Below are 11,072 nucleotides of genomic sequence, written 5' to 3'. Positions count from 1 at the left end.
ATCCGTACTGAACATATTATACATTATTTTCAGTATAGTTGAGCTTATTATTGACTAGAGTCATGCTCTTTCCTCTCTGCTCCCTTGAAGATTAAAGAACTGAAGTTCAGTATAAAGCCAACTCAGAGACGGCTCCAAATGCCAAGGCGCTCCTGCTGGGCTTTTTCTTGTAGGCCACCGTAGTAGCTGTCGTACTTGATGTTGTGGCTGTAGGGGATGATGCGGGCCAGGCCATTGCGCACCAACATGGCGTTCATCTGATGGCCTTCTAACCAGACATAGGCCTCCACCAAGCCCGTAGCATCTACGTTGCGCAGCAACTTATCCCCTTCCAGCTTGACGGTGCGGTAGAGGATGCGCTCCCGCATCAGTTCAATGGCTTGCTGGTAATAGGGGTTTTCTTCCGGGCTGAGACCCTCGATCCCGGCCAACCGGATTAGGCGCATCTTCTGTTCCCCTTCGATTTGCACCACTAGGGTGTCGCCGTTGACCACCCGCACCACAACCGCATCTGGGTAGCGATCGAAGCGGTGGTTGTCGAAGTAGAACGGGGTATCGGGAACGACCCGGGGCTCTCCAAACCCGTGGCTGGGAAGGACGGGTATGGCCAGAAGCAATCCCAATGCAGCAGAGCCGAGAGCAATACGCTGGAACATGACCTTAATCCCCCACTTTGGACGCAGCCCCCTCTTCTTTTCCCGCCGGGGAGTTTCCGGTGGCAACGCTCAAAGTGTAATGGTAGCGGCAACTCTCCAGAAAACAATCCCACCGCAGATTTGAATTGGCCAGCAGTAGATCCGCCGTTGGTTGGGTTGCCCAAGGCTCCCAGGCGACTGAGCCATTCCTGCTCGCTTTTCTTCAGTTCCCCGGCTCTCCCCGCAGTTGCTGGGCAAATTTGTCGGCGAACTTGTCGCTGTCGAAGCGAGCCTGCGCGTTTTGAATGGCTTGGTGAATGCGCCGCTCGGTCGCGTCCGTGGTGCGGAGCACTTTGCACCCATCTCGGGTGTGGGTATTTGGGGTATAGCCGGGCTGAGGGTAAAAGCTTGGAAGCCCTTCTCTACTCTAAGCCTTGAATCACGTTTTTCTTTCTGCTTCTCCCAAGGCGGCTCCGGCGGTCGTTGCCAAGGTATTAAAAGTTCCACGGCTCCTGCTCTCTTTGGGAGACATTCTGAACTCAAAAAGAGGCTCTGGGGTGGTTATTTGTAGAACCCAAGCTACTACGCGGGTACAGCGGGGCAAGTTTCCGGAGAGGTTATCAAGCGCTACACAGAGGCTCAGAAGACAGAGCAAGGGGGCGATTGAGTCCCTTTGGTCACACTCAAGGCTCATATCCATGCTGGCTTACAAGCTGAGGCAGTTTTGAGGGACGCTCTGTAGCTGCTGTCAACCTGCCGTGAACCTAGGACCGCTGAGATAAACGATGATAAAAACAGCAGCTGCTGTTAACCCTCCGGACTTCGAAGCCTAGGGATCCCCTCCATGACTTCCCAGATTCAGCCCTGCACACGCGAACAGATCTTGAATGGAATGGGCATCACCACCCTGTTTTCGGCTCTCATTGTGGGTCTCTGGATCTGGCTGGGATCCTCCTTTCCCGTGCCGTTTCGCTGGGATCCCCTGGCCTTGGCGTGGGGGGCAGGGCTGGGACTGGGGGTGGCTCTGCTCAGCGGCGGGGTTTACCGGCTCTGGCCAGCCTATCGTCGGGCAGCCACTGCCTACTTACACTGGGTGGCGGATCCCTTGCAGTGGGGAGATATCCTTTGGGTGGGCCTGCTGCCGGGCTGGAGCGAGGAATGGCTGTTTCGCGGTGTGCTGCTGTCAGCTCTGGTGGCCAGCCCCTTGGGGTGGACAGGCGGGATCCTGCTGAGCGGCCTCTTGTTTGGCGCCTTGCATTGGCTGGGATGGCAGGGCTGGCCCTATGCCGTCTGGGCCAGCGGGGTTGGTATCCTCATGGGGATTGGCTTGTGGCTGTCGGGAAACCTGTTGGTCACCATTGTCGCCCACACCCTTGTCAACTGGATTGGGGTTTGTGCCTGGAAATGCTTTTTCTCTCAAGCGGAGCCCTGAAGGATGCAGTTTTCCTGCTCCCCTCTTCCCTTATGGGAAAGGGGTTGCCTGTAAGCAGCGCAGAACCTTGGGCAAGTGCCGCAAATTGAGCTTAACTTACTTGTCGATGCCTTCCTGTCAATGCCCCACCGAGATCTCCTACAACTAGTTTGGGGATCCTTCCCATGGCTGCGCGTGGGGCGATCCTTGCTGCTGGTCGGGCTGGTGGTGTACGGCTACCTGCTCTGGCTGGGCTGGTTTCAATCGGAGCGGCTGATCTTTCTGCCCCAGCCCGCCAGCTATCGAGATGGGGATGCCATTCTCAAGCTCACGACCTCTGATGGGCTACAGATTTCAGCGGTACATTTGCCCAATCCCGCCGCTGCCTACACCCTCCTCTACAGCCATGGCAACGCCGAAGACTTGGGGGATATCCTGCCCCGCCTGGTGGGCCTGCAGCAGGCTGGGTTTGCCGTCTTGGCCTACGACTACCGCGGTTACGGCACCAGCGAAGGGATCCCTTCCGAGGCCGGCGCTTACAAAGATATCGAGGCCGCTTACACTTACCTAGTTGCCCAAGGGATCCCGCCGGAGCGGATCTTGGTCTATGGAAGATCAGTAGGGGGCGGGCCCTCGGTTTACCTGGCAGCGCAAAAACCAGTGGGCGGCCTGATCCTGGAATCTACTTTCGTGACTGCCTTCCGCGTCTTGACGCGCATCCCGCTGCTACCTTTCGATCGCTTCGACAACCTCAGCCGCATGGCCAAGATCAATTGCCCGCTGCTAATTTTGCACGGTACCCAGGATCGTCTAATCCCCTTCTGGCATGCTGAAGCCCTTTACCAAGCAGCACGGGATCCCAAACGCTTGGTGCCCATCGAGGGAGCCGATCACAACAACTTGCTGCAGGTGGCCAGAGAGCGCTATGTCACCATCCTGCACCAATTCGTAGCCGAGCTGGTGGATCCCAAGCTGCAGGCAGGCTGAGCAGCAACTGCCAATGTTCCCTTCCTTGCGTAACTGGGAGGTCGCGAGCGGGAATAGGAATGGTGGCGTTAACTGGCCTTTAAGCTTTTTGAGCCAGCAATTCTTGCAACAGATTCTGCGCCGTCTCCATAAAGCGCATCACATCGGGATGATGGCTCCAGATGGGGTCATTTTCAGGAAAAACCTCCAGCGAGAACATACCCTGCACTGCCTGGAGGTAGGGCAGCAGGACGGCATAGCTGGCCTGGCTGAGACCAGACCTCAGAACCTTATCCAAGAGCTTGAGCATCTGCCGTACCAGCTCCCAGCTCACTTTCAAAGGGGGGTAGAGCATCACACAGAGGGGAAACAGCTCCTGCTGGATAGCCGCCATGCTGCCTTCTAGGGCACAGAGGCCCAAGTACACCTGAAACATCTCCACATCGCGGATGCTGGAAATCCGCACGTTCAGATCTGTCAAAGGACCGCTTTCGCAGTGATAGTCCGGAAAACGTTGGGCTACCTCGGCACAAATGGACTCTGCCACGCTGGTAACCAGGGGCAAGAGCTCTTGAATAGCAGCCAAAGGCGCAGAAAAGTGATCGCCTGCCTGGGCGGCAGCGGCCTCGTACATCCTCTGCAAAGGCATGTACAGGTGGTCATCCATAACCTTCAAGTAGGGGTGGAAGAGACCCCGCTCCTGGGGCAGCAGAGCCTGCAGGACCATTTGCCCCGTGTAGTGAAATTGCATGCTTAAAAAGCCAAGTACCCGCGGATCCGGCTTGCTGTAGCGAGCCCGCAGCTGGCCACAAGATGGCGCGATCTTTACCGAAAAGCGGGCTGGTGAGAGGCCCTCCCCACAACTTGCTGCTGCCTTTTCAAATAACTCCTGGGAATCCTCGGCAATTTGCCAGGGATCAATCAAGTCCGGATCCAGCCGCTGCCTCGGTATTTCAGCAGCCAAGAGCCGCTCCGTCTTCGCCCAGGCCTGGGAGCTGGCAAAGCGCAAAGATCCCTTCACCTTGTCAGCTAGAGGGGCGCCTGGCAGCTCGCCCAAGGCAGCCTGTGCCCGTAGCTTGTCTACATATTTTTGCGCCCACAGGGTGGCCAAGCTGCAAGGTGTAACGGTTTCTGCGTCTTGCCTCAATTCTTCCATGGCCTACCTTACGTCAGAGGATCTAGTGCTACCTAGCATACTTCTAGGGGGCTACCGCTGCAGCAAAGAACTTAAGGAACGTTAAGATCCGCGCAGCAATTGTTTACGTTCTGCCTGGGCGCAAGGCGTCAGGGAAGAGGAGGAGCACTCCCTCCCGCCAGCAAGAATCTTAAAATCACCTGCAATCCGCTCGGAAAAGTGGAGTTATGTGGCAAGATCGGAAGGGATCGGGTCGAAGGATCCGGATCCCTGTCTCACCGGATTGAACCCTTTTACGGAGGATCAAGAGCGTATGTCTCTCCGACTTGGCGATACTGCTCCCAATTTCACGCAAAAGTCTACCCACGGCGAAATCGATTTCTACTCTTGGGCTGGAGATAGCTGGGTGGTGCTGTTCTCTCACCCCGCCGACTACACGCCGGTCTGCACCACAGAGCTGGGCACCGTTGCCAAGCTGATGCCCGAATTTGAAAAGCGGGGTGTGAAGGTGATCGCCCTCAGTGTGGACGATGTGGACTCCCACGTCGGCTGGGTAAAAGACATCGAGGAAACCCAGAACGCCACTTTGACCTATCCCATTTTGGCAGATGCAGACCGCAAGGTCTCTCAGCTCTACGGCATGTTGGATCAAACCAACCTCAATCAAGAAGGGCTGCCCCTGACGGTGCGCTCGGTGTTCATCATCGATCCCAACAAGAAGATACGCCTCATTCTTACCTACCCGGCCAGCACAGGCCGCAACTTCGACGAGCTCCTGCGGGTGATCGATGCCCTACAGCTGACGGATAAGTATAACGTTGTCACTCCCGCCGACTGGAAAGACGGTGACGATGTTATCATCCCGCCTTCGTTGAAAGATCCGGAATTGCTGAAAGAAAAGTTCCCGAAAGGCTATCAGGAAATTAAGCCTTATTTGCGGGTCACCCCTCAGCCTAATAAGTAGTAAAAGCCCGAACACCAACTTTGACGGGCGCTTGAGAAGGGATCCCTTCGTCGGGTAAAGCTGGGATCCTTTTGGTCTGGATCCCCTTATCGGGGATCCTTTTTACTGTTCGGGGAAGGAGGCTGCCTCTGCTGCTTTTTTGGCCAGCTCATCTACTATGAAGTAGCGATGAAATTTATCCGTCACGCGCAACCAAGGGGAACGGCAGCCTTCTTTGCAATAGCGGGTCACAAAGCCTTTTTCTACCAGCTCTGCCACGTGCTGATAAGCACCTTGACCGCGCAACTCCACCAAATCGGCTTGCGAGAGAGGGCCACGCAGAATGATTGTAGCCAGGGTACGGGTAGCACCCACCCCAATTTCAGGGGGTAAAAGCTGGTTGGCCAGCTCCAAAAACGGCTCCCGCAACTGCAGGGCAAACCCCTCCTCCACCTGTAAGACCTCCAAGGCAGAATCGCGATGGGCATAGTCTTCCATTAATTCCAGCAGCGCATCGTAGGCTTCGTCGCGACTGCAATGGGCCAACTGGGCCAGGGCCGATAGCTCCAGGGGCTGCCCTTTTAAGTAGAGGATCGCTTCGATCTGATTTTTCAGGGCCAAGACACGCTCCCTCTGACCTTGCTTTTCCGCCAACAAGGGATGCGAAATCGACTTAAGAGAACGCGGGGCCATTGCAACAAGGGATCCGCTCAACTTGCTCCGTAGCATAGCAGCAGTTCTAGGCTGAGGGATCCCTTGGCCAAGCGGGCCGGATCCATCCTCGTCTTCGAGCTAGAACCCTACCCCTGATGCCACCACCATCACCACCACCGCTGCAAAGATAATCAAAGCGTAAAACTGGGCCTTGCCGCTCTCCAGGTATTTCATCGCCTCGCCGCTCACCATGGTCACCAAGCCCGTCAGGTTGACCACACCATCCACAATGCGGCTGTCCACCTCCAGCGCCTCCCGTGCCACGAAGCGGGTGCCCTGCACAAAGACTCGCTCATAGAGGTCGTCAATGTACCACTTGTTGAGGGAGAAGTAGTAGAGCGGCTGCAGGCTTTGGGGGAAGGTGCCCGGGTCGATGCGCTTTTGCCAGTAGATCAAGCTGGCCAAGGTGATGCCGATCAGCCCAATGCCCACGGAGCTACCCGCCATGATCAGAAACTCTGCCCAATCGAAATGGCCCGCCAGCACCTCCTGCCACTCTGCTGCCACCAGCGGTAAAATCGAGCCTGCCTCTGCCACAGACTCAGTCGGTGGGTGGATGAAAGCTTCAAAGAAGTTGGCAAAAGGGGTGCCCACCAGGCCAATCAGCACAGAAGGGACGGCCAGAGCCAACAGCGGGAAGGTCATCGACCAAGGGGACTCATGGGGCTCTGAGGCGTGGCCATGCCCATCGTGTAGGTTTTCGTGGGCTTCAGGATGGCTGCTGGGCTGGGGTTTTTCTTGAATGTTCATGGCTCCAGGGCCAAAGGCCGGTTGTTTCCCCGCAAAAACGTAGGCAAAAGCTGGCACAGGACGGCCCTGGCTGATGGCCACCTCCTGCCGCAGTCTCAGGTTGGTGCCGCGAAACTCCCCTTCGAAGGTGAGGAAGTAGATGCGGAACATGTAGAAGGCGGTGATCCCGGCGGTGAGGAAGCCCACCCCCCACAGAGCTGGGTTCCGTTCGAAAACAGCGCCCAAGATCTCATCCTTAGACCAAAAGCCGGCGAAGGGCGGGATCCCACAAATGGCCAACGTGCCGATCAAAAACGTGATGGCCGTAACCGGCATGTATTTGCGCAACCCCCCCATCAGGCGCATGTCTTGGGCCAAAACCGGGTCATGGCCGACCACCGCTTCCATGCCGTGGATAACTGAGCCAGAGCACAAAAAGAGCATCGCCTTAAAGTAGGCGTGGGTCATCAGGTGAAACAGGCCCGCCCCATAGGCGCCGCACCCCATAGCCATGACCATGTAGCCCAGCTGGGAAATGGTGGAGTAGGCCAAGCCTTTTTTGATGTCGTTTTGGGTGATGGCAATGGTGGCCCCCAAGAAGGCTGTGCCCGCCCCTGTCCAGGCGATGATGTCCATGGCCACCGGGATCCCTTCCAGCACCGGGAACATGCGGGCCAAGAGGAATACCCCAGCCGCCACCATCGTGGCTGCGTGGATGAGAGCGGAAATGGGCGTGGGGCCCTCCATGGCATCCGGCAACCACACATGCAGCGGGAACTGGGCCGACTTGGCCACCGGCCCCAAGAACACCAACACCGCAAACAGGGCAATCAAGCTGCTGCTCACTGCCCCGCTAGCCAGCATCTCCTGCAAGTTGCGCCCGATCTCGTCAAACGCGAAGGTACCGGAAATCCAGTAAAAACCTAAGATGCCCAACAGCAGGCCGAAATCTCCCACCCGGTTGACCACAAACGCCTTTTGCGCTGCTTCTGCCGCTGCCTGCCGGTCGTGCCAAAAGCCGATGAGCAGGTAGGAGCACATCCCCACCAGCTCCCAGAAGATATAGATCTGCACCAGGTTGGGGCTGACCACCAAGCCCAGCATCGAGGAGCTAAATAAGCTCAGGTAGGCGTAGAAACGCACATAGCCGGGATCGTGAGCCATGTAGCCATGGGAGTAGATCTGCACCAGAAAGGCCACGGTGGTCACCACCACCAGCATCATAGCGCTCAGGTGATCCACGACAAAGCCCATGTCCACCGAGAAGGATCCCGCCTGGGCCCAGGTGATGGTTCTGAGGACGGTTTCGTGCCCTTGCACCTGGCTGACCAAAAGGGCAAAGGCATGAACCATCGCCGTCCCGGTCGCGAACACGCTCAAAAAGGCAGCCAAAGAGCGGTTGGCCCTTGTCCAGGCGTTGAACATCAGGATGCCTAAGCCGAGGAGAAAGGCCGCCACCAAAGGATAGACGGGGATCAACCAGGCGTACGTGTAGATGAATTCCATGGGAAATGCTTCCGAATGCGTCCTCTCACAGCAACGAACCTGCTCTGCTAGCCCTGCAATTGGCCGGTGGGAGTGTCTGGTGGGCTGGCATTTGCTCAACTGCTTCTGCCATTGTAAACTTTTGCGACAGAGTGCGGATCCGGATCCCGAGCATCAAGTCCATCACAGCAGAGGCTTTTCCCAGAGATCAATCGGGATCCCCGCAGTTGAATCTGTAAATATCCTAAAGAATCGGCTCTGAGCCCAAGCTGACGGTCGCAAGCAAAAAGATGACAGGGATCCCTTGCGAGCGCTACAACGAAGGCTAGATCTACTGGCGGTCTGGAGAAACTACCCATGAGCTTGAACCTGGTGACCTTGGTGGGGCGAGCCGGCATGGATCCGGAGGTGCGCTACTTTGAGTCAGGCAAGGTGGTCTGTACTTTTAGCTTGGCGGTCAACCGATTCCGCAAAGGGGAAGACAAGCCCGATTGGTTCAGCCTAGAGTTGTGGGACCGCACTGCCGAGGTGGCGGGAGAGTATGTGCGCAAAGGCAGTCTTATCGGAGTAACGGGCAGACTGAAGTTTGATCGCTGGACAGACAAATCCACCGGAGAAGAGCGCCAGAGACCCATCATTGCTGTGGATCGGCTGGAATTGCTGGGATCCCGTCAAGACCGCGACTCCAACCTACCCCCCGAAGAGCCGTTTTGACCCGTTGGACTGGAGCTGGGCAACCTCAAGGTCCCGCTCCTTCCAAGCATCGCCTACAGGCCTGCACCACTGCTGTCAAATCCTGGCTGCACCAGGGATAGTCCAAGGGGGGTCGGCGGATCACCCACAAAGGGATCCCCAGGGTTTTGGCCACTGCCTGTTTGATCCCCAGCCCGCCTGCTTCCCCAGAGGCTTTGCTGATCACCACCTGAGGGCTGAGCTGTTGCCAAAGCTGTAGTTCCTGCTCCAAGCTGAGGGGCAAGCGCATCCCGATCACCCGCTCGGCAGGGATCCCGGCTTGCACCGCTTGGGGAACCGATTCCGGCAGCACCCGTGCCCACAGTTGGCAGCGATCTTGCCAAGGTACAAACAGGGGCAGGGCCTTCACTCCCACCGTCAGCAGCACCCGCCGCCCCGCCAGCACCGCATCTGTGAGCACCCCCTGCCAATCCGGCACCACCTGTACCCAGGGATCCAGCTCCAGAGGAGGGCGTTCGTAGCGCAGGTAGGGGATCCCCAGTTGAGCCGTCACCTGGATGGCCAGTTGCGAGATTTGCTGGGCAAAAGGATGAGAGGCATCCACCACTACGCGGATCCGGCGTTCTTGCAGGAATTCTTCCAGAGATGGCGGCGAAAATCGGGTGACCACCACCTGACCAGGCAAATCCTGATACAGTCTTCTGGCCCCTTCGGTGGTGACGGTTGCCACCCAAGGGATCCCCTGCCGGCTGAGGGCGTCGGCCAAGCTGCGGCTCTCGCTAGTGCCCCCGATCAAAGCCACTTCAACTGGACTACCAACTGAGCTCATGGTGTGTTGCCAAACTTTGACGCCCGTAGATACGATCAAGATCACCGGCTGGAGGCAATTGCTCATGATCGAGATGCATGTGGCTGGGATTGCGGTCGATGCCGTCAACCAAAACCCCATTGTCATCCTGCGCGATGGCAGTGAGCGTCGTGCCCTGCCCATTTGGGTGGGAAAAGCAGAGGCCAACGCCATTTTGCAGGCCCTGGACGACCAAAAGCCACTGCGCCCCATGACCCATGATCTCATCCTCAATTCCTGGAAGACGTGGGGGATCAAGCTGGAGCGAGTCATCATTCACGCGTTGCTGGATAACACCTTCTACGCGGTGCTCGTCACCGTGAATGGTGACAAAAAACAAGAGATCGACTGCCGCCCCAGTGACGCCATTGCCCTCGCTCTGCGGGCCCATGTTCCCATCTGGACGGTGGAAGAGGTCATTGCGGAAGCCTCGATCCCCATGAACCAAGATGCCGACGAAGCAGAGCGGGAGGCCTTTCGCAAGTTTGTAGAAAATGTAACCCCCAGAGACTTTATCCGCAGCTACCCCATGACCGACCATCCCACCGAAGCCGACAGTTAAGCAGCTAAGGCGGATCCCACCCCCAGGGATCCCGGCAGACAGGCCATGCCCCAGGTTGCCAGGTTAACGGTCTATCCCATCAAGTCCCTGGATGGGATCTCTTTGTCTGAGGTGAGGCTGACGGCGGGGGGAACTTTGGAAGGGGATCGCCGCTACGCCCTGGTGGATGCGGAGGGAAAGCGGGTGAACGGCAAGCGCCATGCTGCAGTCCACCGCCTGCGGGCCCGGTTTGATCCCCAGTTGGGCCAGGTGCAGTTGTGGGGGGATGGCAAGACGGCCCAGTTTGACCTGCAGCAGCAGCGGGATGCTTTACAAACTTGGCTCAGCCACTGGTTGGGCTTTCCGGTGCAACTGCTGGAGGAGCCTCTCAGGGGGTTTCCGGATGATCCCTATGCCAACGGCCCCACCCTGATCAGCACAGCCACTCTGGAGACGGTGGCCGGTTGGTTCCCCAACTTGACCCTGGAAGCGGTTCGGCAGCGCTTTCGCATGAATATCGAGCTGTCGGATTGCTCTGCCTTTTGGGAGGATCGGCTCTTTGCCCAGGCAGATCAAGGGGTGCGCTTTCGCATTGGGGAAGTGGAGCTGCTGGGCCTCAACCCCTGCGCCCGCTGTGTGGTGCCCACCCGGGATCCCCTGAGCGGAGAGGCCTATCCCGGTTTTCAAAAGCACTTCGTAGCGCAACGGCAGAAAACCTTGCCACCCTGGGCCGAAGCCAGCCGCTTTGACCATTTCTATCGCCTTGGAATCAATACGTGGATCCCGAGAACGGAGGCGGGCAAGCACCTGAGGGTTGGGGATCCCGTCGAAATCCTCGGGGTTGAACCCCTCAGCCTTTACCCTGAGGTAAACTACCCGACCCCGACCGCTAAGCGGTACGGGGCGGGCTTTCAGTAGCCCTGAGCCTGCTCTGCTCTACCAGAGAACAAAACAAGCCCGGACCTCTAGGCTG

Annotated in this window: 12 protein-coding genes; 6 read left to right on the top strand and 6 right to left on the bottom strand. The window is 57.6% G+C overall.

Going from position 1 to position 11,072, the window contains the following annotated elements; genetic code table 11:
* Nucleotides 1-122: 122 nt before the first annotated feature.
* Together NW840_RS04935 and NW840_RS04930 are read right to left on the bottom strand one after the other, a co-directional pair.
* A complete protein-coding gene (locus NW840_RS04935; protein ID WP_011431781.1) occupies nucleotides 123-656 on the bottom strand; it encodes a thermonuclease family protein in 534 nt (177 codons plus the stop codon).
* 202 nt (nucleotides 657-858) lie between these two features.
* The gene (locus tag NW840_RS04930) at nucleotides 859-987 is read right to left on the bottom strand and encodes a hypothetical protein (RefSeq protein ID WP_414328685.1); all 129 of its coding nucleotides are present in this window, start codon (nucleotides 985-987) and stop codon (nucleotides 859-861) included.
* A gap of 492 nt (nucleotides 988-1,479) precedes the next feature.
* Between NW840_RS04930 and NW840_RS04925 the strand changes: the two genes are divergently transcribed.
* Both NW840_RS04925 and NW840_RS04920 read left to right on the top strand, forming a co-directional pair.
* Nucleotides 1,480-2,067: a lysostaphin resistance A-like protein gene (locus tag NW840_RS04925; protein ID WP_414328684.1), complete on the top strand. Its 588-nt coding sequence runs from the start codon at nucleotides 1,480-1,482 to the stop codon at nucleotides 2,065-2,067.
* A gap of 174 nt (nucleotides 2,068-2,241) precedes the next feature.
* Nucleotides 2,242-3,033, top strand: coding sequence for an alpha/beta hydrolase (locus NW840_RS04920; protein WP_414342726.1), 792 nt, complete (start codon nucleotides 2,242-2,244; stop codon nucleotides 3,031-3,033).
* Nucleotides 3,034-3,112: 79 nt separating this feature from the next.
* Here NW840_RS04920 and NW840_RS04915 read toward each other — a convergent pair whose 3' ends face one another.
* Nucleotides 3,113-4,168 carry a hypothetical protein gene (locus NW840_RS04915; RefSeq protein WP_414342724.1) on the bottom strand — a complete coding sequence of 352 codons (1,056 nt, stop codon included), beginning with the start codon at nucleotides 4,166-4,168 and terminating at the stop codon, nucleotides 3,113-3,115.
* A gap of 292 nt (nucleotides 4,169-4,460) precedes the next feature.
* On the opposite strand from NW840_RS04915, the gene NW840_RS04910 reads away from it, so the two are divergent.
* Nucleotides 4,461-5,111, top strand: coding sequence for a peroxiredoxin (locus NW840_RS04910; protein WP_414342722.1), 651 nt, complete (start codon nucleotides 4,461-4,463; stop codon nucleotides 5,109-5,111).
* 102 nt (nucleotides 5,112-5,213) lie between these two features.
* On the opposite strand, the gene scpB is transcribed toward NW840_RS04910, so the two are convergent.
* Nucleotides 5,214-5,711 (bottom strand): SMC-Scp complex subunit ScpB, encoded by a 498-nt coding sequence (gene scpB / locus NW840_RS04905; RefSeq protein WP_414342720.1) that lies wholly within the window; start codon nucleotides 5,709-5,711, stop codon nucleotides 5,214-5,216.
* A 171-nt stretch (nucleotides 5,712-5,882) separates the two neighbouring features.
* Nucleotides 5,883-8,039, bottom strand: a complete 2,157-nt coding sequence (locus NW840_RS04900) for an NAD(P)H-quinone oxidoreductase subunit 5 (RefSeq protein WP_414342718.1) — start codon at nucleotides 8,037-8,039, stop codon at nucleotides 5,883-5,885.
* Nucleotides 8,040-8,375: 336 nt separating this feature from the next.
* Between NW840_RS04900 and NW840_RS04895 the strand changes: the two genes are divergently transcribed.
* Nucleotides 8,376-8,732 (top strand): single-stranded DNA-binding protein, encoded by a 357-nt coding sequence (locus NW840_RS04895; RefSeq protein WP_414342717.1) that lies wholly within the window; start codon nucleotides 8,376-8,378, stop codon nucleotides 8,730-8,732.
* Nucleotides 8,733-8,757: 25 nt separating this feature from the next.
* On the opposite strand, the gene NW840_RS04890 is transcribed toward NW840_RS04895, so the two are convergent.
* Nucleotides 8,758-9,606, bottom strand: a complete 849-nt coding sequence (locus NW840_RS04890) for a cobalt-precorrin-6A reductase (RefSeq protein WP_414342716.1) — start codon at nucleotides 9,604-9,606, stop codon at nucleotides 8,758-8,760.
* Between NW840_RS04890 and NW840_RS04885 the strand changes: the two genes are divergently transcribed.
* Together NW840_RS04885 and NW840_RS04880 are read left to right on the top strand one after the other, a co-directional pair.
* The gene (locus tag NW840_RS04885) at nucleotides 9,605-10,120 is read left to right on the top strand and encodes a bifunctional nuclease family protein (protein ID WP_011431791.1); all 516 of its coding nucleotides are present in this window, start codon (nucleotides 9,605-9,607) and stop codon (nucleotides 10,118-10,120) included. The two genes, NW840_RS04890 and NW840_RS04885, sit on opposite strands and share 2 nt — an antisense overlap.
* Before the next feature lie 45 nt (nucleotides 10,121-10,165).
* Entirely contained in the window at nucleotides 10,166-11,017 is an 852-nt protein-coding gene (locus NW840_RS04880) for an MOSC domain-containing protein (RefSeq protein ID WP_414342715.1), read from the top strand.
* The last annotated feature ends 55 nt before the right edge of the window (nucleotides 11,018-11,072 follow it).

Source organism: Synechococcus sp. R5-13 (genome assembly GCF_047462015.1).
Lineage (GTDB): Bacteria > Cyanobacteriota > Cyanobacteriia > Thermostichales > Thermostichaceae > Thermostichus.
The sequence above is the reverse complement of the archived record's forward strand: the minus strand, read 5'-3'. Positions and strand labels throughout refer to the sequence as shown.